Origin of the sequence: Bacteroides sp. DH3716P, from assembly GCF_025914115.1 — a bacterium.
In the GTDB taxonomy this organism is placed as follows: Bacteria; Bacteroidota; Bacteroidia; order Bacteroidales; family Bacteroidaceae; genus Bacteroides; species Bacteroides ovatus.
This window is the reverse complement of the sequence record NZ_CP083673.1, coordinates 4180709-4206909: the sequence shown is the minus strand read 5'-3', so window position 1 is coordinate 4206909 and position 26201 is coordinate 4180709. Positions and strand designations below refer to the sequence as shown.

Annotated in this window: 15 protein-coding genes and 1 tRNA gene; 6 read left to right on the top strand and 10 right to left on the bottom strand. The window is 42.9% G+C overall.

Going from position 1 to position 26201, the window contains the following annotated elements; translation table 11 throughout:
- Positions 1 to 10 precede the first annotated feature (10 nt).
- The 5 genes from KQP79_RS15835 to KQP79_RS15815 all read right to left on the bottom strand — a co-directional run bounded on the left by KQP79_RS15835 (position 11) and on the right by KQP79_RS15815 (position 12167).
- Positions 11 to 3256: a SusC/RagA family TonB-linked outer membrane protein gene (locus KQP79_RS15835; protein ID WP_004299917.1), complete on the bottom strand. Its 3246-nt coding sequence runs from the start codon at positions 3254 to 3256 to the stop codon at positions 11 to 13.
- Between the two features lie 36 nt (positions 3257 to 3292).
- Complete coding sequence (locus KQP79_RS15830; protein WP_004299916.1) at positions 3293 to 4684, bottom strand: glycoside hydrolase family 76 protein; 1392 nt, start codon at positions 4682 to 4684, stop codon at positions 3293 to 3295.
- Positions 4685 to 4698: 14 nt separating this feature from the next.
- Complete coding sequence (locus KQP79_RS15825; RefSeq protein ID WP_004299915.1) at positions 4699 to 5946, bottom strand: SusE domain-containing protein; 1248 nt, start codon at positions 5944 to 5946, stop codon at positions 4699 to 4701.
- Positions 5947 to 5964: 18 nt separating this feature from the next.
- Positions 5965 to 7938 carry a LamG-like jellyroll fold domain-containing protein gene (locus KQP79_RS15820; protein ID WP_264386539.1) on the bottom strand — a complete coding sequence of 658 codons (1974 nt, stop codon included), beginning with the start codon at positions 7936 to 7938 and terminating at the stop codon, positions 5965 to 5967.
- A gap of 188 nt (positions 7939 to 8126) precedes the next feature.
- Positions 8127 to 12167, bottom strand: coding sequence for a response regulator (locus KQP79_RS15815; RefSeq protein WP_138343752.1), 4041 nt, complete (start codon positions 12165 to 12167; stop codon positions 8127 to 8129).
- A gap of 210 nt (positions 12168 to 12377) precedes the next feature.
- On the opposite strand from KQP79_RS15815, the gene KQP79_RS15810 reads away from it, so the two are divergent.
- From KQP79_RS15810 to KQP79_RS15790, 5 genes are all read left to right on the top strand, one after another.
- Positions 12378 to 14660, top strand: coding sequence for a GH92 family glycosyl hydrolase (locus KQP79_RS15810; protein WP_118407159.1), 2283 nt, complete (start codon positions 12378 to 12380; stop codon positions 14658 to 14660).
- Between the two features lie 53 nt (positions 14661 to 14713).
- On the top strand, positions 14714 to 15664 hold the full coding sequence (locus KQP79_RS15805) for an endonuclease/exonuclease/phosphatase family protein (protein WP_004321023.1): 951 nt from the start codon (positions 14714 to 14716) through the stop codon (positions 15662 to 15664).
- Between the two features lie 52 nt (positions 15665 to 15716).
- Complete coding sequence (locus KQP79_RS15800; RefSeq protein WP_011108409.1) at positions 15717 to 16874, top strand: glycoside hydrolase family 76 protein; 1158 nt, start codon at positions 15717 to 15719, stop codon at positions 16872 to 16874.
- 59 nt (positions 16875 to 16933) lie between these two features.
- Positions 16934 to 18379: a glycoside hydrolase family 125 protein gene (locus KQP79_RS15795; protein WP_004304956.1), complete on the top strand. Its 1446-nt coding sequence runs from the start codon at positions 16934 to 16936 to the stop codon at positions 18377 to 18379.
- Between the two features lie 473 nt (positions 18380 to 18852).
- On the top strand, positions 18853 to 20013 hold the full coding sequence (locus KQP79_RS15790) for a glycoside hydrolase family 130 protein (protein ID WP_171036025.1): 1161 nt from the start codon (positions 18853 to 18855) through the stop codon (positions 20011 to 20013).
- 290 nt (positions 20014 to 20303) lie between these two features.
- Here KQP79_RS15790 and KQP79_RS15785 read toward each other — a convergent pair whose 3' ends face one another.
- The 4 genes from KQP79_RS15785 to KQP79_RS15770 form a co-directional block, all read right to left on the bottom strand.
- Positions 20304 to 22574, bottom strand: a complete 2271-nt coding sequence (locus KQP79_RS15785) for a GH92 family glycosyl hydrolase (RefSeq protein ID WP_138343756.1) — start codon at positions 22572 to 22574, stop codon at positions 20304 to 20306.
- 219 nt (positions 22575 to 22793) lie between these two features.
- Positions 22794 to 23465 (bottom strand): RluA family pseudouridine synthase, encoded by a 672-nt coding sequence (locus KQP79_RS15780; RefSeq protein WP_004304960.1) that lies wholly within the window; start codon positions 23463 to 23465, stop codon positions 22794 to 22796.
- Between the two features lie 9 nt (positions 23466 to 23474).
- Positions 23475 to 24221, bottom strand: a complete 747-nt coding sequence (gene fabG, locus KQP79_RS15775; RefSeq protein ID WP_004299904.1) for a 3-oxoacyl-[acyl-carrier-protein] reductase — start codon at positions 24219 to 24221, stop codon at positions 23475 to 23477.
- A gap of 16 nt (positions 24222 to 24237) precedes the next feature.
- Positions 24238 to 24828, bottom strand: coding sequence for a TetR/AcrR family transcriptional regulator (locus KQP79_RS15770; protein ID WP_004299903.1), 591 nt, complete (start codon positions 24826 to 24828; stop codon positions 24238 to 24240).
- A 237-nt stretch (positions 24829 to 25065) separates the two neighbouring features.
- Between KQP79_RS15770 and KQP79_RS15765 the strand changes: the two genes are divergently transcribed.
- Positions 25066 to 25138, top strand: a tRNA-Met gene (locus KQP79_RS15765).
- 259 nt (positions 25139 to 25397) lie between these two features.
- Here KQP79_RS15765 and KQP79_RS15760 read toward each other — a convergent pair.
- Entirely contained in the window at positions 25398 to 26195 is a 798-nt protein-coding gene (locus KQP79_RS15760) for a sialate O-acetylesterase (RefSeq protein WP_032844609.1), read from the bottom strand.
- Positions 26196 to 26201 lie beyond the last annotated feature (6 nt).

Sequence of the window (26201 nt, the reverse complement as noted above, 5' to 3'; positions counted from 1 at the left end):
TCTATCTTATTTAGAATGTTATATCAATACCAAAATTGAATACCTTTTGAATAGGATACCAGGAAGCTCCGTCTCCGGATTTCGTTTCCGGATCTATATCCACATCACCCAGTTTATCAAAAGTCAACAGATTCAGACCTTGTACATAGATACGTGCCTGTTGCACATGGAATTTACGTAATAATTTGGGTGATACATTGTAACCAATTTCCACATTCTTAAGACGCAGGTAGGAAGCATCATACAAAAACAAACTACTGTTTCCATTCTTGTTGTTATCATGTGTTCCATAATGCAATGCCGGATATTTGGCAGTAGCAGCCGTTTCCGGTGTCCAACGGTCCAGATGCATTTTCTTCACACGTCCGATCTTATCTTGTTCAAATTGCGGGAAGTCAAATACAGCAGCCCCATTCAACAGAATAGATGATTTTGTCGCACCTTGCAATAATACACTAAAATCAAAGTTCTTATACTGGAAACCGAAAGGAATACCGAACATCAGTTCCGGACTACGCGGATTTCCCATTGCTGTACGGTCTTCATCATCAATCACTCCGTTACGATCCAAATCCTTATAAACAACATCTCCCGGAATTAATTGTCCCCACGGCTGATAACCGATCTTGTTCAAACGGTCAGCCTCTTCCTGATCGGCTACAAAATGATCGAACACATAAACGAAGTTTTCGTATAAACGTTTACCGGTTTCTTTACGCCAGGAGTTCTTGCGGGCAACTTCCGCTTTATATTCCAAACGGTTGCGGGAGAAAGTCAGGTTCGGACGAATATAGTAACGGAAATCCTTTCCAATCTTATCATTCCAGCTCAATTCGATATCCACACCGCGGTTGCTTACTTCACCCAGATTCTGTAAAGCTGCATCTTTACCTACAATATCCGGATATCCCATGATACCGTCACTATTCATATCTGTAATAATGTCAAAACGATATTCATAAAATGCATCTATCGTCAATGCCAAACGTTGGTTCAGGGTAGTAAAGTCAATACCGACATTCAGTTTACGGGCTTTCTCCCAAGTCAGATTCGCATTAGCCAGATTACCTTCGGAAGTACCGCCTACATTCGTACCAAAGTTATTACCGAAATCATAACCACTGCCACCACCGTAGAAAGCCAGATATGGGAAACGGCTGCTGACATTGTCACTACCTACCAAACCATAGGAGGCTCTTACTTTCAGGAAGTCAATCCAGGAAGCCTTTTTCATAAATTCCTCTTCAGAGACTACCCAACCGATTGAACCAGCTGGGAAGAACCCGTAACGTTTGCCCGGAGCGAAGTTTTCGGAACCATTGTAACCGAAGTTAAATTCCATCAGATACTTCTGATTATAATAATAAGCAAAGCGTCCGGTGATACCCTGGCTATGATAAGCCAGTTCATTGTTAACAGTACGGTTACCACGGTTTGCCAATAACATGGCGGTCACTTCGTGGCGGTTGCTAAACAAACGGTTGTAATCCAAACGTGCCTGTATATAAGTACGTCCGTCAGAAGCGTTATGACTGAATCCGTTGCCAATAGTCTGGTCAATATCATATTTGTTACCCGTTTTGTAAGCACCCGTATAGTGTCCGCCTGCCATATAAGCATCCGAACCTTCGATCGGCATAAACGTCGCATATTTCGGATATTCACGATAACCGTCTTTGTAAGTATCCAGTTTGCGATTAATCCAGCGTCCTTCAGAAGCATCATAAGAGAACATCACTTCCGCTTTTAATCCTTTCGTCAGAAATTCCATATCCAGATTCATGGCAAAACTACCATTCAGATACGTGTTCTTTTCATTCAGATAACCGGTACGGCTCAATTCACCCAGAAGATTGTAACGGTAGATATTGTCACCATAAAGCATTCCACGAGGATTTTGCTGAATGTATTCCTCATTCTGCGGATGCGCATTTTCTTCCACCAGGATGGGCAGATATGGAGGCTGGGTAGCACAGATGGTCATCAGGCGACCGGCTGTTGTACCCGGTGCATTACGGTCGGTAATACGGGCCCCCAAATCCAAACGGGTACTCAAATAACGATTAATGTTGATATCGATGTTCGAACGGAAGTTGTAACGGGTGAACTTGGTTTGCGAGTCATATTCACCGGCATTCGAATATTTGTAGTTACCGCCTTGTGAAAAGTAATTGGCCAATACATAATAACGTACCTTGTCCGTACCTCCACGGATGGAGAGGCTGACATCTTCCTGCAAACCGGGTTTGAAGGCAAAATCATAATAATCCCAGTCATATCCCAAACCATCGGAGTTGTCTCCTTTCGCACGGCGGAAATTGTCAATCGCCTGTTGAGAGAAAAGGTTCAAACTGCTGATGTCTGCGCCCGTCATCTTGGCATCGTTCAATCTGGCTTCATTATATAAAGTTGCATAATCGGCAGAGCCTAAATATTCGGGGAAACCGATCGGCTGGTTAATACCGATAGAGGCTTTCAGGTTCACGGTTGCCTTTTCCGCTGCCTTACCACGTTTGGTAGTAATAACGATTACACCATTTGCACCACGGATACCATAAGCGGCAGTGGCCGAAGCATCTTTCAGGATAGTGAATGTTTCAATTTCATCCGGTGCGAGGTAACTCATGTCACGTTCGATTCCATCGACAATGACAATGGCACTCTGGTTACCGTAAGTTGCCTTACCACGGATAAACAATTCACTTTGATCCACACCCGGTTCACCACCCGCATACTGGTTTACAATCAACCCCGGCAGACGTCCGGCAAGCGCATTGTTGATATTGGCAGTAGGACTTTGCGTCAGATCTTTTGTCGTGATGGTAGCAACAGAACCGATCATCGTTTCTTTACGTTGTTTGGTATAACCTACCACAACCACTTCCTGCAAGGCTTTCGTATCTTCCTGTAGTAAGACAGTCAGTTCCTTCTTTGCACCGGGAACAATTTCCTGCGGCTGGTAACCCAGGTAAGAAAACACCAACGGAGCTTCCGCATAAGGCAGTTTCAATGTAAACTTACCATCCATATCTGTAATCGTACCTGCATTGGCCACCCCTTTCACGACAACAGACACACCGATCAACGGGTCATTTGTCGTCTTGTCCAATACCGTACCCGACACTGTTATTTTATTACTTTGTGTGGCCTGCACCTTTGCCGTTCTTCCCGTTTGCGCCACACCCTGCAAAGGTATACCTGCAAGAAGAGTGCAAGAAACAGCCACCAGACAAATATTTCTTTTTATATGTATCATCTTTCTTTTCGATTTTCTATGTGTAATAAATCAATCTTATTCCTCTGCTTTCTTACCGAAATCCGGTCCGACCCAGTTGGCCTTTTCCGTTGCTTTACCTTGCACCCAGTCTTCATAACGGGCACGGATTTCAATCATTGTTGCTCCCGGGACTTCCGCATTCAAGGAAATTGTCAGGCGATCTTCCCTGTTGTCACGATTACCGAAGGTCGGTGCTTTTGCCCAATCGTACTCCCACACATAATAGCCTTCGGGATGAGCCAACGTCCAAAGCACATCAGAACAGCTGCGCAATGCAGCGATAAACTTATTCTTGGTCTTTTCCGGATAAAGGCTGTTAGTCGGCTGTTTCACCATATCCAGGAAGTAACGGACAAATATTCCACGGAATAAAAGATTATCTCCCGAATTTCCTTCACCACTGAATACCGGATAGTTGGAATCCATCTTCTTATTCACCTGGTAAGAGCCGAAAGCAACCGCATTACGAAGATATTCATCCTCACCGGTAGCGTTGTACAGCTCCAGGGCAGCCGCCATAAATGTTCCCTGATTATAAGACAAGGCTACTTTATCAGGATCTCCCGGTGTTCCGTCATCTTTAATACTAAGATTATCATATACCTGTCCGGTGGAAATATCACACAGATAAGCCGTCATCCAGTTGTATACCTCTTTGGCGAAGTTCAGGTAATAAGCAGCCTGCTCTTCCCAGCCATCTTTAGCCTCCTTAACGGTAAGTTGATACAATTTCATAGCCAGAAGGCAACCGGGACCATTGGAACAAGACATACGTGAAGCCGGCGCATCCGTTTTCCATGCCATTCCTCCTACCCCTTTATAGTCATTCTTCGCTCCCTTGATATGGTTCCACATCTTCATCAACGCACTGTAGTAATCCTGATCGCCAGTCAATTCATAAACCCGCAGACAAGACAGTGCCATCCATTCCATATCATCATAGAAGTTATTCCAGAAGTCTTTGCCACCATAACCGCAATGTTCATTCCAGTCATCAAAAGCCGGCAGGAAAGGTTTCATGATGTTTTCATACAAATGAGCTTGATATTCGGGATTGTTTGCGTGACGGATATAAGCATCGATCACGATGTCCAATGCATGTCCCTGCGACCATCCGCCGCTACCGCCCGTGCTTGCCGGTTCTCCGGTTTCCGGTGTATTCGGTTTTTCCCAGTAAATGCTTCCGCAAAAGGTATCCCGTCCGCTGGCATTCTCATAGAAATATTTGATATAAGTTCCCGTACTTTTGTCGGCTGCATCTGTCCAGTTCACATCCGACACATATTCACCGGATGAATTACCTTTGTAGATGTCTCCCAGATCGCCGTCGTCACAAGCTGTAAATATTGCCAGTGCACCGCTTAACAACAAAGCTCTTTTTGATAATGATACTATATAGTTCTTCATATTATTATTCAGTTTTAATCTTCATTCGTTTCCGAAGCTACCCAACGGTGGGTGTACGTTCCAAACTCTGCATTGAAATAGAGGGTTACATCGGTTTTCACCGTAGCATAATAGACATTTCCCTGCTTTTCGCCCCATTGCAGTAATTCGTCGCAGAAACGGAAACTGTAATCCCATGGATCTGTGCCCAATGCCAGTTGATATAAATTATAATAGCTGTTGTCGGTAGTCAGATTCGGTTGCCCTTTATCTTTCTCCTTATGTCCCCAACGGTAGGTTGTTCCGTTGATTTCCATCTTAAAGCTATGACGGGTTTCACCGCTTCCTGCCCAACTTTCCGTTTGTTTCCGGGCAGTATAATTCTTCACACCCCATTTGCCATATCCCAGATAGTTGAAATCCTGTCTATACCCACCCGAATGGTTATAAAGATATACAGCTCCTATTTCATCGTAACTGATCGTTTGTTCACCCATATTGATGGTAATCCGGTAGATGCCTGATTGAGGAACCGTAACTGTATAGTCTTCACCATCATTACGCTCACGCAACACTCCGTTGTCGTCTACATAATAATAGCATTTGCGACCTTCTACAGTAGACATAAATATAAATGGCTGGTCGGCTTTCAATTGAGTGAAAGTCTGATAGATTCCTTCATTCTGACGGAGCATTTGTTGTGCTTCCGCTTCATCACCATCATCTTCCGTGCCCACGCCAGTGATATAAACCGGCTCGTTTTCAGAAGGCATATCATCAATGCCGTCCATCATAAAAATTACGAAATAACCTTCCAGACTACTAAGAGCCTGATCCAATCCGCAATAAGCACGCACCTTCCAACGCAGTGTGCCGTTGGTATTGCAACGGAATTTAGCCAGTTTACCTATTGTGTTTGCCTGATAATGGGTTAAAGTCAACTGCGATTCCAAACCGTTATTGTCAGAAAAGATCGTTTCTACCGGTTTGGTAAAGTCTCCCCCGATCGTATCAATCAATACTTCATAACGATATACTGTATTTCCGTGTTTCTCGGTAGGCGTCCATTTCAGAACAATATCCGTCAACGAAGCACCCGAAAGTACTACTCGCTCGCCACTAGCCATTGCATCCATTGTTCTAACAGGTTCAGGCGGAACAATCGGTTCATAATCATCCGGATCAAATCCCGGATTCAGTTTATTGTCACAAGCCGTCAGTCCGATAAGAAAAAACAGCAGGGCAAATTTGATTAGTTTTTTTGTTATCATATTGTTTCTCATATTATTATATTCCTAGTTTTAGTATGAATGAGGACATTCAATTGGTTCAAAGCGGCTCTTATCTCCATTATAAGTTGCAGGAAGTTCCGCTCCCCAGGCAGGTTTATTTTCGCTTATATTCTGCAAACAAACTTGCGCATCCAATCCGCTGCCGCCATTTCCCCAATTTTCAAAAACTGTAGTACCTCCGACACCTTTCGAGAATACCCAATATCCCATCAAGTCAGAGTGTTCTTCTGCATTAAGGATTTTGCACATATTCGCTTTAATTTCACTTTCGTCCAACGCTCTCTTCCACATCCGTGCCTGATAAACTTTGCAATATCCTACCCGATATGAATCTCCGGAACGTCCAATCAACAGTGCTTTATCATTTCCACCTACATCTGTCAGATTGAGAGATGAATTAGGGGCACAATCCTCATAAGAGTTATCTGCAGGAGTCAACGTTTCTCTCACCCCGTTTATATACATTTTATAAGCCTCTTTAGTACTTGATTTCGTTCCATCATATACAATGGCTATATGATACCATTTACCCGGAGTCTTACGTCCACCTTCCGAATCATCGCAATAAATAGTTTGCTGACTACGGAAACAGGGATCACTCTTACCATTAATTTTAGTGGCTATTTCAAAACGCGGATTCACATCCTTAGCTTCTGCACGAAGCAGGAATACACTTTCCAAACCTATAAACGATTGCATAGAACGAGTATAAGTCGGGTAGAACACAACCTCAAAAGTAAGCTGATTCATACTTTTCACCTCTGAATGTGATTCGGCATACTTTTTAATATCAATTTTAAAGCATACGTCATATTCCATACGATAACATACCGGATTCACATAAACTGGTAACGTCAATTTCTGACCTGCCGCATCAGACAGTTCCAGTGTGGTACTCCCGAGCTTCTTTCCTGTTAGTTTTAACTTGGTAGCCCCGTCTTCCGTAATCAATTCTGCGGTTTTCAAATAGGTTTTATTATCATCTGTGAGTTGTGCCAACTTATAATCACCATTTCCTCTGGTAATAGCTATTTCTGTAGATGCCTCATAACCACCGATGATTAAAGAAGTTGCTTCATTTTCCAGTTTAAGGTTATATGGATTCACTTTCACCGAAATCTCCTCCACAGAACCTTTCTGGTCTGTCACAATCACTTTCACATCACCTCTAGCTTTGGGTTTCAAGGTAATCAGGTTCTCTTTTTCAGTAGCTTCCACAATCGTTGCATCCGTAGTAGGCTCGCCGTCTCCCACCTGATAAGTGAAACTATATCCGCCATTACCTCTCTCAATAGAGATATATTGAGATTCGGCATCCGGTTCAGCAAAAGTGGCTTCATTACTTTTCAGTGTCAGATCCACGATGTTCACTACCACAGGAATAGTGATTGTCTTACCTTTCTTATCTGTTATCGTAATATTTACCGGATCGGCTCCAGTCTCGAACTTGGCAGTCAACGGAATAACTTGTCCGGATAGTTCACCCACTTCCAAAAACTTATCAGCACCTTCCGGTATGGAAATCTGATAATCTCCGTTACCGGTCAAAATCTTCACCAGTCTCTTTTCACCGATAAAAAGGTCAAAACCTTCTTCCGGTGCATCTACCGTCAAATCCCAGAGTTTTGCTACCCGAACCAGCACTCTAGCCACTTTCTTACGTCCATCTACTATTAATATAGTGGTTTCCGTACGGTTATTTTCTTCCAACTGGCTATTTTCGGTAGCTTTAATAGTCACCTTATTACCATTGATTGTAGCCGTCGCCACGTTTTCATCAAATGGCTTCACATAATAATCGCCATTACCGGAGGTGATACTCACCGTAATTTCGTCTCCTTGTAGTAGTGTCACCGAATTATTATCGACAACCAGATCTGTTGCCGGTTTCACTTCCTGTTCTTCTTTATCATCACTGCACGAACCCATAAAAAATGGAACGGTCAATGCTGAAAGAAATAAAAAACTAAGTTTCCTTTTCATTAGATTAAAGATTAATAAATTAATACTTTTCAAGTTTATCTACTTAAAAACTTCGATGAGACAAAGATAAAATCACTAAACTCTACCAAAAGAAAATTAACTATCCTTTTTTACCTTTTGGCACGGATATTTACTATATTAACACGGATATTTACTTCTTCTTTTTCTTTAAAAATTCCCGCCACAGGCTACTGCTGAACCTCTTCCAAATGTTTCATCCGAAACTCTTTTGGCGTGCACTCATACTTTTCACGGAACACCTTAAAGAAAGTAACTTTGTTCGAGAATCCCGAATCGAATACAATTTCATCAATCGTCTTTTTAGTGGTCAGCAATAAATCTTTCGCTATGTGCAAACGACATTCCTTAATCAGATCGGTCGGGCTATCCTCTCCTATCTCTTCCATCTTCCGATAAAGACTCCGGGGACTGATTGCCAGCCGATCGGCGATATAACGTGGAGTCAAATCTTTGTTCGTTATATTATCATTGATAATCTTCAAAACCGACTGTAGGAACTTCTTCGACTCTTTATGCGTCAACTTCCCGTCCGACTTTTCAAAAGAACTGATCGGCGAACTGAAATAATTTTTCAACACCTCTTTCCGTTCTATCACCTGACAGACAGAGATACGAAGATACTCCGCACTAAACGGTTTTGTGATATACATTTCCGCACCGGCAGAAAGGGCTTCCATCTGTTGTTCCATCTCGTGTCGTCCGGAAACCACAATAATAGGAATATGCGCCGTCTCTTTCACCGATTTAATCCGCCTGGTCAGTTCAATGCCACCCATTCCCGGCATCATGACATCACAGATAATCACATTCGGATAAACCTCATTCATCACCTGATCCAGCCGTTCAGGATCTTGCAAGGTTACCACATTGAAGTCAGCCGAGAAGATTTCTCCAATAAACCATAGCATTTCGATTTCATCATCGACAACCAAAAGCGTAGGACGCATCTTATCAAACTCATACTGGGGAAGTTTCAGTATCGATTGAGTATCTATCTTAGGGATGTATTCCGCTGTGAGCCGCTTGGTTTCCACCACTCCGGTAGTCAGTTCCACGACCGGCAAGGTTAGTGTAAACATTACCCATCCGTCAGGAGTATTTTCCACTTTCAACGTACCATTCAGCAACTTTGCCATATTATAAGAGATGGCTAGCCCCAGTCCGTTCCGTGAAAAGTTCTTTTCATCCTGATTCTCGAAATTATCCAAAATGGCATACCGATTAAAAATATACTGAAAATCCTTTTCCTTGATGGTACTTCCTTCATTTGCTACACGAAGAGCCAGCATATTTTCCCGGCTCGTATCCACTTCAATCTTGATACTCTGTCCGTCGGGAGTATATTTAAAGGCATTAGAAATCAGATTAATAATAATTGTATTCAGGAATCCTTTGTCCGAGTTCCACATCACCTGCTCGGGTATCTTGCTCAAGAAAGTGATGTTTCTGGATTTAGCCATTTCAACAAACGTTTTGGCTATTCCTTTCACAATGGAAGACACATTCAATGACTCAACCCGCACTTCCCTGTTTCCCGTTTCAATCCGACGGAATTCGATCAACTCATGAATCAGGTTGTTGAGACGCTCCGCATTCGTCTGAATCATCTGTACGTAGTCCACGACAAATTTACTAAGTCCCTTCGATGAAAGGATTCGTCCGCAAGGACCATAAATCAAAGTCAGCGGAGTACAAAATTCATGTGCGATATTAGTAAAGAAACGAAGTTTGGACTCAAAGACATTCTTTTGATGGCGTTTCTCTATCTCGTTCAGCAATTCCTGCTTTTTACGTTTGGAGCGCAGGATAAAGGAACGTATCAGCAAGGCTGCCAGTAAAAGCAGACACAGGGCATAAATCAAATAAGCCCACCAGGAAGCATACCACGGATCACCTATACGAATCACCAGAGAATAGACATCACTCTCTTTATCAAAAACACTATTGTAATATTTCACCAGTAAGGTATATTCGCCGGGAGCCATATTCGTAAAAGAGACTCCGCTTTCCGAACCATTGTTTACCCATTGGTCACTCAATCCTTTTAGTTTATAGAAATAGGTACAGTTATTACCATTCAGATAATCCACAGAGGCAAATGAAACAGAAAAGAAATTCTGGTCATACTGCAAATTCAAGACTTCAGTTTCTTTTTTCCGGGTGAGAAATTCGCCCAGATTGTATTGTTCACCGAAGATAGACAGCTTATCAAAATAAACAGGAGGCATATAAAGCTGCTCCGGACGGCCATCCGCCCGGATAGCTACGACTCCATTGATTCCGCCAAAGAACAGAGTACCAGTCTGGGAATCCCGAAAAGCGGCTCCGTCACTAAACTCTACCACCTTTAAACCATCTCCAAAACCGTATGAACGAAAGACATTCCTTTTCGTATCGAAATTGATTAATCCAAGATTGGTGCTCAACCAGAAGTCGTCGGACGAGTTTCTAAGAATTGCATGAATGGTATTATTCAGGAAACCATTCTTGGCATTGAAGAGCTGATAAGAGGTTTCCGATGTGTACTTTATCAATCCGTAGCTCGTTCCGAAAAGATAGTTATTGCTGCTGTCTTTACTGATAGCAAGAATATTATTCAGGGTCATGTTTTCGTATTTGTGAGTAGACACCGGTTCCAGGCCATTCGTCGTTTCGTTATAGCGGAATACCCCATATCCTTTATTGCCAAACAACAGGTTGGCTTCATTCTCCGCATAAATAGTAAAGAAATAGTTCGATCCCAGTTCGCCGTCATTGATGATGTAACGTTGCGCATCCACAATCACCGGATTGTCCGGTGTTCCGGCAATACGAGCTTTCACCACTCCCATGCCGACACTCGCCAGCCACAGTTCGGAATCTGCTGTTTCGTAAATGTCATGGATGTATTTGAAATCTTCGTTACCGATCCGTATTGGTATACTCTTGATACGTTTTTCCCGATATGAATAATAAGTTAATCCTTCTTCGTCTCCTATCCAAAGCAAATTCCGGTGGCTCTTGGCAAAACAATAAACGGCATTACTACTCAAAGCACTATTAGAGGTAGTCAACACCTCCGCCCGACAGTCGGAGATGTTTTTATCGAATTCGTAATCATAGATTTTAAGAATTCCGTTTCCTTTGGTTCCCACCCAGAAAGTACGTTCATCATCAAGATAGATGGCACGCACGGGGCGTTCTATTTTCTCGGTATAATTGCTAAGCACCATTGATTTGATAGAATAAAGCGGGTTCGAATAAAGATAAACACCCTGCCCGTCGGTACCAATCCAAACAACATCCTGAAAACGGTCTTTCTTGAGACAGAATACACCGCTGTTGATAGGTAACGACTGAATTTGATAATGATCCGTCTCCTTCTGTTTTTCCAACAGGAGAATGCCATCCATCAAAAAGCCCACAAAATAGCTGTTATGATAATGAACAATGGATGAAATTTTGCCACGTTCCTGTATTTCCTTACCCAGATTGGCAATAAATTCATTCTTCTGGGTCGGAATATGGAAAGCATAGAAATTAAATTCCTTGTCTATGTAATAAAGAGATTGCTCGTCATTGAAACAATAAATCAAGGAAGTCTGATAAATCAGGTTTGTTTTCTGGGGTAACAGGGTGATATCTCCCGATGCGGCTTCCTGCTGTATGTCATAACAGCGGTTGTATCCTTTCATGACTACCCACATCCGGTTGTTACCGTCGATAAAGAAGTTTACGATATCGGAAATCGGGATTCCCGTGATATTGATTTTCTTGAAGACTCCTTCTTTTTTATGATAATAATAAATGCAGTTACTATCCTGGATAATGAACAGATTACCATGACTATCTTTATTCATAAAGAAGAGTTTCTGAAATTCATTATAGTGAGTGATTGTATTGGTTTTCCGGTTCAAACGGTTCAGCCCATAGTAGGTTTGAATCCAGTAAACATCTTCGCCCGTATACACAATATTGTCAATCAGATTACCAGATAAGTAATCCTCTTTGTCACGAGTCTTAAATTCCTCAATCTCCTGTCCATCATAAATATTCAGTCCGTCGCAGGTCCCGATCCACATCAATCCACGCTCATCCTGGCACAGAGATGTAATCGAACTATTAGACATATACTCTTTATCTGCAACTTGCTTCAAATTATAAGCATAAGCGTTATGTATCAACAGATTAAGAAAAAATAATAGAATATAAACCGACTGTTTTCCCATAGTGTATTATTCTTAGATTTGCTATATGACAAAGGTAAACAAAAAAACATTCCGAGCTTTTTTTTGACCGGAATATAAGTAAATTTCCGTGCCAGAGTAGTTAATTTTAGCGACAAGAGGCGATTTAACCTCTCTATTACTAGAAGCACATTCCTTTTCTCCCTATTTTCGTCGTAGAAATTATTTTCAAATCTATAAATTCATTTGTTCATGAAAACACATTTTTCATTTAAACACTTGCTATTTCTTGGAGGTGCCGTGTTGTACAGCCTGCAATCTTCTGCCGTTAAGAATCCGGTAGACTATGTCAGCACACTGGTAGGCACTCAATCCAAGTTTGAACTGTCTACCGGAAACACGTATCCGGCTACGGCATTGCCGTGGGGAATGAATTTCTGGACACCGCAGACCGGTAAAATGGGAGACGGTTGGGCGTACACGTATGATGCCGACAAAATCCGGGGATTCAAACAAACACATCAGCCCAGTCCCTGGATGAACGACTACGGGCAGTTTGCCATCATGCCTATCACCGGCGGACTGGTATTCGATCAAGACCGACGTGCCAGTTGGTTCTCTCACAAAGCGGAAGTTGCCAAACCTTATTATTATAAGGTGTACCTTGCCGACCATGACGTAACAACCGAGCTTGCTCCTACGGAGCGCGCCGTCATGTTCCGTTTCACGTATCCGGAGACAAAGAATGCCTACGTGATTGTAGACGCTTTTGACAAAGGTTCTTATGTGAAAGTGATTCCGAAAGAAAACAAGATTATCGGCTATTCAACCAAGAATAGCGGCGGTGTGCCGGAAAACTTCAAAAACTACTTTGTAGTTCAATTCGACAAACCGTTCACATTCGTTTCCACAGTTTCCGAAAACAACATTCTTCCGAATGAAACAGAAGCGAAAGGAAACCACACAGGTGCGGTAATCGGATTCGCCACGAAAAAGGGAGAAATCGTACACGCACGTGTTGCTTCCTCCTTTATCAGCCCCGAACAGGCGGAGTTGAATCTCAAAGAGCTTGGCAAAAACAGTTTCGACCAACTGGTAGCGAACGGAAGAGAGATCTGGAACCGTGAAATGAGTAAGATAGAGGTGGAAGACGATAACATTGATAACCTGCGCACCTTCTATTCTTGTCTATACCGTTCCATGCTTTTTCCACGCAGTTTCTACGAGATAGACGCTAAGGGAGAAATCATGCATTACAGCCCCTATAACGGTGAAGTGCGTCCCGGCTATATGTTTACCGACACCGGTTTTTGGGACACGTTCCGTTGTCTGTTTCCTTTCCTCAACCTGATGTATCCGTCAATGAATCAAAAGATGCAGGAAGGTTTGGTAAACGCTTACAAAGAGAGCGGTTTCCTGCCGGAATGGGCCAGCCCGGGACATCGGGATTGTATGGTAGGCAACAACTCGGCTTCCGTAGTGGCCGACGCTTACATCAAAGGGTTGCGCGGGTATGATATCGAAACTCTTTGGGAAGCATTGAAACATGGAGCAAATGCACATCTTCGCGGGACTGCTTCGGGGCGTCTCGGTTACGAGTCTTACAACCAACTGGGATATGTTGCCAACAATATCGGCATAGGACAAAACGTTGCACGTACACTGGAGTATGCATATAACGACTGGGCAATTTATACATTAGGCAAGAAACTCGGTAAACCGGAGAGCGAAATCGACATTTATAAGAAACACGCGCTGAACTACCAAAATGTCTATCATCCGGAACGCAAACTGATGGTTGGCAAAGACAACAAAGGCGTATTCAATCCGAATTTCGATGCAGTGGACTGGAGCGGTGAATTTTGCGAAGGGAATAGCTGGCACTGGAGCTTCTGCGTATTCCACGACCCGCAAGGACTTATCAACCTGATGGGAGGCAAGAAAGAATTCAACGCGATGATGGATTCCGTCTTTGTCATCCCAGGTAAACTGGGAATGGAAAGCCGCGGCATGATTCACGAAATGCGTGAAATGCAAGTAATGAACATGGGGCAATATGCGCACGGCAACCAGCCTATTCAGCACATGGTATATCTCTACAACTATTCGAGCGAGCCCTGGAAAGCCCAATACTGGATACGTGAGATTATGAACAAGCTATATACCGCCGGTCCCGACGGTTATTGCGGTGACGAAGACAACGGACAGACTTCCGCCTGGTATGTATTCTCCGCACTCGGTTTCTATCCGGTTTGCCCGGGAACGGATGAATATATCATAGGAACCCCGCTCTTCAAATCAGCGAAGTTACATTTGGAGAACGGAAAGACCATCACAATCAAGGCAGATAACAACCAGCTTGACAACCGCTACATCAAGGAAATGAAAGTAAACGGGAAATCACAAACCCGTAATTTCCTTACACATGACCAGCTGATTAAAGGTGCTAATATTCAATTTCAAATGAGCCCCGTACCCAATAAACAACGGGGAACCACAGAAAAAGATGTACCTTACTCTCTTTCGTTTGAATAAAATATTGTACTTTTGGAGATCAATGAATTATCTACCAAACAAACTATAAAAACATGAAACTGAAAAACCTTTTACTAATTGCCCTTGTTGCGATCGTCTTTTGCGGTTGTCAAAGTAACTATCAGCCTACTTCTATCACCGTTGCCTCCTACAATTTGAGAAACGCCAACGGTGGCGATTCAATCAACGGAAACGGTTGGGGACAACGTTACCCGGTCATTGCCCAAATAGTGCAATACCACGATTTCGATATTTTCGGCACGCAGGAGTGCTTTATTCATCAACTGAAAGATATAAAAGAGGCATTACCCGGTTATGATTATATCGGTGTAGGTCGCGACGACGGCAAAGAGAAAGGTGAACATTCTGCTATTTTCTATCGCACAGACAAGTTTGACGTGATAGAGAAAGGTGATTTTTGGTTGTCGGAAACTCCCGACGTGCCGAGCAAAGGATGGGATGCCGTGTTGCCGCGTATTTGCAGTTGGGGACACTTCAAATGCAAAGATACCGGCTTCGAATTCCTTTTCTTCAACCTGCACATGGACCATATCGGCAAGAAGGCACGTGTGGAAAGTGCATTCCTCGTACAGGACAAGATGAAAGAACTTGGCAAAGGCAAAGAGCTTCCGGCCATCCTGACGGGAGACTTCAATGTCGACCAGACCCACCAATCTTATGATGCTTTTGTGAGCAAAGGGGTGTTGTGTGACTCTTACGAAAAGGCCGGCTTCCGCTATGCTATCAACGGCACGTTCAACGACTTCGACCCGAACAGCTTTACGGAAAGCCGTATCGACCATATATTCGTTTCTCCGTCTTTCCAAGTGAAAAGATATGGTGTGCTGACTGATACTTACCGCAGCATCGTAGGCAAGGGAGAAAAGAAGCAGGCGAACGATTGCCCGGAAGAAATCGACATCAAGACTTATCAGGCGCGCACTCCTTCAGACCATTTCCCCGTAAAGGTGGAACTGGAGTTCGACCAGCGTCAGCAGAAATAATCTTTGTATCTAGTTATAACCTGAAAGTTTCACCACACAACCCGATATTCCTATGAGAAATATATGTTTTGTAGCCTGTATGTTATTTTGCCTTACCTCCGCAGTGGGAAAGACACCGGGAAATACCCGTTATCTTTCTATTGCCGACTCAATTCTATCTAATGTATTGAATCTCTATCAGACGAATGACGGACTACTAACAGAAACGTATCCTGTCAATCCCGACCAAAAAATTACTTATCTGGCGGGCGGAACGCAGCAGAACGGAACGCTGAAGGCTTCTTTTCTATGGCCGTATTCCGGGATGATGTCGGGTTGTGTGGCTTTATACAAAGCGACCGGAAACAAGAAGTACAAAAAGATTCTCGAGAAAAGAATTCTACCGGGAATGGAGCAGTATTGGGATAACAGTCGCTTGCCGGCCTGTTATCAGTCATACCCCACCAAGTACGGGCAGCACGGACGTTATTATGACGATAACATCTGGATTGCACTGGATTACTGCGATTATTACCAACTGACTCACAAGCCTGCATCTTTGGAAAAAGCCGTTGCATTGTATCAATATATCTACAGTGGATGGAGCGATGAGATAGGCGGTGGCATCTTTTGGTGTGAACAGCAGAAGGAAGCGAAGCATACTTGTTCCAATGCACCGTCTACTGTGCTCGGTGTCAAGTTGTACCGGCTGACGAAGGATGCCAAATACCTCGAAAAAGCAAAAGAGACGTATGCCTGGACGAAAAAGCATCTGTGCGACCCTACCGACCATCTTTACTGGGATAACATCAACCTGAAAGGGAAAGTTTCCAAAGAGAAGTACGCCTACAACAGTGGACAGATGATTCAGGCGGGCGTATTGCTCTATGAAGAAACGGGAGATGAACAGTATTTGCGCGATGCACAGCAGACAGCCGCAGGAACTGATGCTTTTTTCCGCACAAAAGCCGACAAGAAAGACCCGACTGTCAAAGTGCATAAAGACATGGCCTGGTTTAACGTGATCTTATTCAGAGGACTGAAAGCTCTGTATAAGATTGACAAGAATCCGGCGTATGTCAATGCGATGGTGGAAAATGCGCTTCACGCCTGGGAAAACTACCGGGATGAAAACGGATTATTAGGCAGGGATTGGTCGGGACACAACAAGGAACAGTATAAATGGCTGCTCGACAATGCCTGTCTTATTGAATTCTTTGCAGAGATTTAACACTTCTTCTCCGCAACACTTTCATAATCAATACTAATCAACAAAAAAAGACTATTACCATGAATATAACTAAAGCCTTTTGTTTGTCCATAGCACTCTTTGGTGCTAGCAATATGCAGGCTATAACGAACAGTGATTTTGTCATCCAACAAGATAATACCAAAATCAACAACTATCAGACGAACCGTCCGGAAGCATCGAAACGTCTGTTTGTCTCGCAAGCTGTGGAACAACAGATTGCGCATATCAAGCAACTGCTGACGAATGCCCGCTTGGCATGGATGTTCGAAAACTGTTTCCCGAACACCCTGGATACTACTGTTCATTTTGACGGCAAAGACGATACGTTTGTTTATACAGGCGACATCCACGCCATGTGGTTGCGCGATTCGGGTGCACAAGTATGGCCTTACGTGCAACTCGCCAACAAAGACGCGGAACTGAAAAAGATGCTGGCCGGCGTTATCAAACGTCAGTTCAAGTGTATCAATATCGACCCGTATGCCAATGCTTTCAACATGAATTCCGAAGGCGGCGAATGGATGAGCGACCTTACGGACATGAAGCCCGAACTGCACGAACGCAAATGGGAAATCGACTCGCTCTGCTATCCTATCCGTCTTGCTTATCATTACTGGAAGACGACGGGAGATGCCAGTATATTCTCCGACGAATGGCTTACAGCCATCGCGAAGGTTCTGAAAACGTTTAAGGAACAGCAACGAAAAGAAGATCCGAAAGGTCCTTATCGTTTCCAACGTAAAACGGAACGTGCACTCGATACGATGACCAACGACGGCTGGGGTAATCCTGTAAAGCCGGTCGGACTGATTGCTTCTGCTTTCCGTCCTTCGGATGATGCTACAACTTTCCAGTTCCTCGTTCCGTCCAACTTCTTTGCTGTAACTTCATTGCGCAAAGCTGCCGAAATTCTGAATACGGTCAACAAGAAACCTGATTTAGCTAAAGAATGTACTACACTGTCTAACGAAGTGGAAGCAGCCCTGAAACAGTATGCGGTTTACAATCATCCGAAATATGGCAAAATCTATGCTTTCGAAGTGGACGGTTTCGGCAATCAACTGTTAATGGATGATGCCAATGTGCCGAGTCTCATTGCCCTGCCTTATCTTGGGGATGTGAAAGTGAACGATCCTATTTATCAGAATACCCGTAAGTTTGTATGGAGCGAAGATAATCCTTACTTCTTCAAAGGTACTGCCGGTGAAGGAATTGGCGGCCCGCACATCGGATATGATATGATTTGGCCCATGAGTATTATGATGAAAGCATTCACCAGTCAAAACGACGCAGAAATCAAGACCTGCATCAAAATGCTGATGGATACGGATGCCGGAACAGGGTTCATGCATGAATCTTTCCACAAGAACGACCCGAAGAACTTTACTCGTTCCTGGTTTGCATGGCAAAATACGCTGTTTGGAGAACTAATCCTAAAACTCGTGAATGAAGGCAAGGTAGACTTACTAAATAGTATTCAATAGTCTTCTATTATGTTTTTATTGTATTCCTGCTTATGAGATAACTGTTTCTAACCTTGAAGCTTACGCTTCCAAAGTAGTTTCAAGGTTGAAGAACTTTAGTTTCACGCCTTTGAAACCACAGTTTCAAGTAAGAGAAACTAGAGTTTCTCGCTGACGAAACAAAAGTTTCAAGCAATAGAACTTTTAGTTTCAAGTACTGAAACTCTCTCTTCCGTAATAGTCTGATAATCCTTGAATACCGCTCCGGATAGAGAAATAAGTACCCACATAGCAGAGAAACAATAAAATCCTTGCTTTCAACAAAGTGACAGCAAAGTTGTCGTCACCTTGCCGTCACATCATGCTGTCACACTGCAGTATATTTATAATCAATCATTTATGCCCAATCAGGTGACAGATGACAGCATTTTATTTATTTTCCAATTTATATGTAGGGAGTATATGACTCCTAAAAAATAAATGACCCATATAATATGAACAATATGAAATCAACTTTTTTATTCCTACTTACTACAACCATGATGACCTGTACTGCCTACGGACAGTCTTCCAATCATAAAGAGAACAAATTACCCGATTGGGCTTTCGGTGGTTTCGAACGTCCAAAGAATGTCAATCCGGTAATATCTCCTATAGAAAACACTAAGTTTTACTGTCCATTGACCAAAGATTCTATTGCGTGGGAATCGAACGATACATTCAATCCGGCTGCTACACTCTACAATGGTGAGATTGTCGTGTTATACCGTGCAGAGGATAAATCAGGTGTCGGTATCGGACACCGGACTTCTCGCCTCGGTTATGCCACTTCTACCGACGGCACACATTTCCAACGGGAAAAGACTCCTGTATTCTATCCGGATAATGATTCACAAAAAGAGTTGGAATGGCCCGGCGGCTGCGAAGACCCACGAATTGCCGTAACCGATGACGGATTATATGTAATGATGTACACCCAATGGAATCGCTATGTACCTCGCCTGGCAGTAGCGACCTCCCGCAACCTAAAAGACTGGACAAAACACGGTCCTGCTTTTGCCAAAGCATTTGATGGAAAGGTCTTCAACCTGGGTTGTAAGTCCGGCTCTATCCTGACCGAAGTTGTTAAAGGGAAACAGGTTATCAAGAAAGTCAACGGGAAATACTTTATGTACTGGGGAGAGGAGCATGTATTCGCAGCTACTTCCGATGACTTAATCCACTGGACACCGATTGTCAACATTGACGGTTCCCTAAAAAAGCTGTTTTCTCCCCGTGACGGCTACTTCGACAGCCATCTCACCGAATGTGGGCCTCCGGCTATCTACACTCCGAAAGGAATTGTCCTTCTTTATAATGGTAAGAACCATTCAGGAAGAGGTGACAAACGCTATACCGCCAATGTCTATGCTGCCGGACAAGCACTCTTCGACGCCAATGATCCTACCCGCTTTATCACCCGTCTCGATGAACCGTTCTTCCGTCCGATGGATAGCTTTGAAAAGAGTGGGCAATATGTGGATGGAACCGTATTTATAGAAGGAATGGTCTACTTCAAAAACAAATGGTATTTGTATTATGGTTGTGCTGACTCCAAAGTAGGAGTAGCCGTTTATGATCCGAAACGACCGGCAAAAGCTGATCCGCTTCCATAGTTATAAAAATAGTCTTGATTACATTCTTTTTTAAAGGAAAGATGTACTTATTTCTTAAAACTATATTCCCCAAAACGGCTGAAAACAGTAAGTTCTTGTTAAGGATTTGCTTTTCAGCCGTTTCTAGTATAAAATAAAGCTTTCCGAAGCAGAATTAAATGCTACAATCGGAAAGCCTTATAATACCTATTGAAAACTGAATTGAATATTGAGAACCAGCTTTATTCTTTCATTGTCGGAGGCTTCTTCCTCCTTTCAACAATTAGCTGTCTTTTATAAGTAAGCCATCTTTATCCATTTATCTTATTCAAAACAACCGGTCTGTTTGCCGGAGCCTTACCAAAATTCTTATTAGGCTTTTTCCCCATTACAAACTTCAATGTGCTGCCATTTATTATATCCTGATAAGTGATATAACTCTTATCATAAGGCTTGCCATTCAAATACACTTTCTGGATATAGATATTTTCTTTGCTGTTATTGGGTGCTTCTACAGTAAAAGTGTTACCACCACGTACCTTCACTTCTACTTTCTTAAAACAAGGGCTACCGAAAACAAATACACCATCCGACGGGTTCACCTGATAGAGTCCCATAGATGAAAGAAGATACCAGGCAGACATTTGGCCACAATCCTCATTACCGATGATACCGTCCGGCTGGTCTGTGTAAAAATCGCTCATGATAAAACGAACCTTTTCCGCCGTTTTCCATTGTTCACCGGCATACGCATAAAGATAAGCAACATGATGGCTCGGTTCATTTCCATGTGCATATTGTCCGATCAATCCGGTTATGTCGCTCGATGCTCCTTCCCCCATACTGTCGGTATTGGTAAAGAAACCATCAAGCCTCGTTGTAAAAGGTTTGTCACCTCCAAACAAGGCAATCAGCCCATAGGGGTCTTGTGGAGCAAAGAAAGTATATTGCCATCCGTTTCCTTCACAGAAATCTCCAACAGTATGGATGGAACGTGCCGGATCGTAAGGAGTACGCCAAGAGCCGTCTTCCAGTTTCGGACGAATGAAATGGATAGAAGAATCAAAATAGTTCTTGTAATAATGAGCACGTTTTGAGAATGTTTCAGCATCTTCTGTCTTTCCCATCTTACGTGCCATAGCGGCAATTCCCCAGTCGTCCACTGCATACTCCATGGCTATGGAAGTAGCTTCATGAACTTTGTCGGCAGGGATATAGCCTTTTTTGACTACATAAGGTACTCCTTTCTGCTTTTCATAAGTAGCTGTAGCTATCATTGCTTGCAATGCTTCTTCCGCATCGAACCCGGTAAATCCTTTCAGATATGCATCGGCAATCACCGGCACGGAGCTATACCCCGGCATCTGATCGGTCTCTCCACTCATCAAAGGCCAGATAGGGAGTTTGTCCTGCTGACGATAGATGGAAATCATCGAATTGACTACATGGTCAACCATTTCAGGTTGAGTAATAGTCATCAAAGGATTTAATGCACGGTAGGTATCCCATAAAGAAAGAGTCGTATAGTTGGCTTTCTTCGGGTCTGTGTAAATCATGTCATTCATCCCTCTATACTCTCCATTCACATCGCAAAAAAGCGTAGGGGCAATCATAGTATGATAATGGGCGGTATAGAATACACGTTTGGAAGCCTCATCATCAGTCTCTACTGTCATCTTCTCCAGTTGCTTATTCCATCGGTCGGCACTCATATCCACCACCTTATCAAAATCCCAGTGAGTAAGTTCGGATTGCAGGTTCATCGCTGCGTTGTCACAGCTGACAGAAGAAAGGGCGACTTTTATCTTCACTTCCTTCACGTTACCAAAAGTGAGGACACTCTTCACCGATGCCACTTTCAGTTGGTCCCAAGGTTGCGGGGTATTATCATCATAGGTAGTAAACTGCTCTATCTTCTTATCACTTTTCAACACAAAATAAACTTTGCGGGAAGGACTCCAGCCTCTCACATAACGATAACCCTCTACTGTATAATCATCTACCTTACGGATATAGCTGTCGTAAGCATTCGATCCGTTTCCTTCACGTAAGTCGATTAATATGGAAGCCGGTTTTCCTTCAGGATAAGTATAACGATGGAAGCCTACACGATCTGTAGCTGTCAGCTCGGCTTTGATATTGTAACGGTCGAGAAGCAAAGAGTAATATTCGGGACGGGCGATTTCATTCGCATGAGAATATCTGGAAGCATACCCATCACGTATATCATCCTGATTGCCTCTGGGAGTACGGATCTCATTCAATGGCATGATGAGAATATCACATAAGTCAGTACAGCCCGTACCGCTCAAATGGGTATGTGAAAAGCCAATTAAAATACTATCGGAATAATGATAACCCGAGCACCAGTCCCAACCTTTATGGATATTGGTAGGACCCAGCTGTACCATTCCATACGGAACACTCGTCCCAACAAAGACGTGTCCATGATAACCGGATCCGATATACGGATCGACGTACTGCAATAATCCTTCACTTTTTGAATAGTTCTGTTGCGCTACTCCATTTCCCGCTGCAAGCAAGACACAAGAAGTAAGTGCAAGTAGTTTAAATGCCTTCATTCGTATTTTTCTTTGGTATGATTGAAAATTATAGTTAGCGAATGATGCAAATATACTACCTATTTAGGAATTAACTAACTGTCGCTAGAGTTTACAAGAAAAATGGCAGGCAGGTTTACTCTTTTGGCAAGTTCCAACCACAGATTTACACGGTTTTCCACAGAAAAACTGCGTACCGTCTACTAAATAACATAATAAATGAATCTGTGGAAATCCGTGTTAATCTATGGCGAATCCTTTCCATAAATTCCCTTCGGGAAGAGGAGCTTCAAGCTCTATCAGTTCTTTTGAGACAGGATGTACGAACCGTACTCTCCGGGCATGCAGACAAATGCTCCCATCCGGATTGGAGCGTGGAGAGCCATATTTCAAATCTCCCTTGATAGGGCATCCCATTTTTGCCAGCTGGCAACGAATCTGATGATGACGTCCGGTTTTTAAATCGACTTCGAGCAAATAGTAATTCTCCGAATGACCGATCAACCGGTAATGCAAGATCGCTTTCTTGCTGTTCGGCACTTCTTTGTCGTATGCATAACTTTTGTTCTGCTTTTCATTACGTACAAGAAAATGTACCAGTTCACCTTCCGGTTCTTGCGGAGCATTTTTCACAACCGCCCAATAAGTCTTTTTCACCTCACTGGTGCGAAACATTTCGTTGAGCCTTGTTAATGCCTTACTCGTTTTGGCAAAAATAACAAGACCGCTTACGGGGCGGTCCAGCCGGTGTGTCACACCGAGGAAAACATTTCCGGGTTTCTGATACTTCTCTTTCAGATACTGTTTTACAGTCTCCGAAAGCGGCGTATCCCCCGTCTTGTCTGCCTGGACAATCTCGGAAGCGGTCTTGTTGACTACAATGATATGGTTGTCTTCGTATACAACAGTCATTCTGTTCGATTACATATTCATACCACCATCTACCTGAATCACCTGACCTGATACATAAGAAGACATATCAGAAGCCAGGAAGGTAGCGATGTTTGCCACATCTTCAGGAGTACCACCACGACGCAAAGGAATTTTCTTTGCCCATTCAGCTCTTACTTCGTCAGAAAGAGCAGCTGTCATGTCTGTCAGGATGAATCCCGGAGCGATAGCGTTGGCACGGATGCCGCGAGAGCCCAACTCTTGTGCGATAGACTTAGCCAATGCAATCATACCTGCTTTGGAAGCAGCATAGTTAGCCTGTCCTGCATTTCCGTGAACACCTACAACAGAGGCCATATTGATAATGCTACCAGCTTTTTGACGCATCATGATAGGTGTACAAGCATGGATGAAGTTAAATGCAGACTTCAGGTTCACGTTGATTACCATATCCCATTGCTGTTCGCTCATGCGCATCATCAAACCGTCACGAGTGATACCGGCATTGTTTACCAATATATCGATCCGTCCGAAGTCCTTGTGGATTTCTTCAACGACCTTTGCAGTATCTTCAAAGTTAGCCGCGTTAGAAGCGTAACCTTTGGCTTTCACGCCCATTGCTTCCAATTCTTTAGCTGTATTTTCTGCATTTTCGTCAATGACAAGGTCAGTAAATGCGATGTTTGCGCCTTCGGCAGCAAACTTAAGAGCGATAGCCTTACCAATACCGCGAGCAGCACCGGTTACAATGGCTGTTTTTCCGTCTAATAATCCCATACTAAAAGTTATTTAATTAAATTTCTGTTCTATGCAGTGCGCCAAACACAATGTTGGACACATATCTATTTCTTGTATCTTCATCCAGATGTGCACCTATATGGCCTCGAATATAAGGAACTTCAATTCCTTTCACACAATAATGTATCAAGTCGGCAGTCATCTCCACATCGTCAATATGGAAAACTCCTTTTGCCTGTCCTTCCAGAAGAACGGCTTTAAAGAGCTGGACTTCCTTTGCATCAAACTTCTTGCGAACTTTTTCCACCCGCCATATATCACGGAAGAAATAAGCACGCAATGTTCCGTTTCGATAGACCACCTCTTTTACCGCGTCCAACCGGGTATATATCATCTCCAACAATTTCTCGTCCGGTGAGATATTTTTCTCGGCCACCCGCTTCATCATATCCGACAGAATATCCAATTCCGATTCCACAACAGCCAAATAAATTTCATCCTTACTTTTAAAATAAGTATAGAGCGTTCGTCTACCTTTTTTAGAAGCAAGAGCGATATCATTCATAGTTGTGTTTTCTACTCCCATCTTCGCAAAAAGCTGACGGGCTACATCTACTAATTTGGCTTTTGTCTTGGATACGGTCATAGGTTACAAATTGCACATTGCTGAATATTTTGAGCAAAAGTAATTCTTTTCTTTAGACCATACAAGAAAATAGAGAGAATATTAACATTTGTATATTAATAGGTGCTAAGAAAAAGTTTCATCATTATTTCATTCATTCTCAACCAAATAAGAAAAAAATGATGATTTACTCGAAAAATATTCAGCAAATTATTTGTTTGTTTCAAAAAAAGCCGTACCTTTGCACCCGTTAAACATCGCGGAGTGGAGCAGTTGGTAGCTCGTTGGGCTCATAACCCAAAGGTCATTCGTTCGAGTCGGATCTCCGCAACTAAAGATAAGAAGAATCGCAGAAATGCGGTTCTTCTTTTTTATGACGACTCTTCTTTACTGGTTTTATTCACAACCTAATTTCAGTTATCAACAAGGATATCAACAAAGTTATCAACAGGTTAATTTACTTATAATAAAACAATTAACTATATAGATTCCTTTTCTATCAACAAGGCAGTATTTAGTTATTCACCATACAAAAGCCGGCTGATCCCTCATGAATCAGCCGGCTTTTATGTTCCTCGAAAAAGGGTATTCTATTGATGTTTATAGAACTTCAGTACCTTTTTCGCATAACGTTTTCCTAATAACAGTTGTGCTTCCGTATTAAAATGAGGGTCCTTCTCATCTTTATACCATCCCAATCCTTTCGATGATACCCAATCAGAATGGGGAATAAATGAAGAAACTTTTTTAATCATCTGATTAAAGGGGACTGTACCTGCTTCTCTTTTTGTCCAGTTCCATTGAGAAATCTGTCCTACAACAACCGGTAGATTCGGCATGCCCAGATCTTCCCGCAAGTCTTTCACCAAAGAAATCAGTTTCTGTTTATACGCTTCCGGATTCGAACAATCGGCTTCTCCCTGATGCCAAAGGATTGCTTTCAAAACACCTCCCTGCTTCATTGCAATCCGAACCCGGGAAAGAGCTTCTTCATAATATCCGTCTTTACTCCCTTTTAGCCAGGAGTTGATGGATGAGCCTCCACGCGCATTTACTACCAGTCCGACAGGACGTTTCGTTTGTCGGGCCATCTCTTTAGCAAAGCCGTAAGCCGGTCCCAAACGCTGCATTGACAAATCTTTCCGAACTGTAGAATAACGATTGAGAGGATTTACTGCCGGTTCAAAATTCCCCTTATCATTCAATAGATACACATTTTGGAGGGTATCCATGACTTCCGGAGTTAATGTTGCACGCCCCGCCATGTTGGATTGTCCGATGCATACATACAAATCAAAAGAGGACGGAACATTCTCCTTTACATTCCCGGCAAAAGCAAATAAAGATTGCAGGAGGAGAAAAGACAGTAAATAAATAGACCTAAGCATATTGAC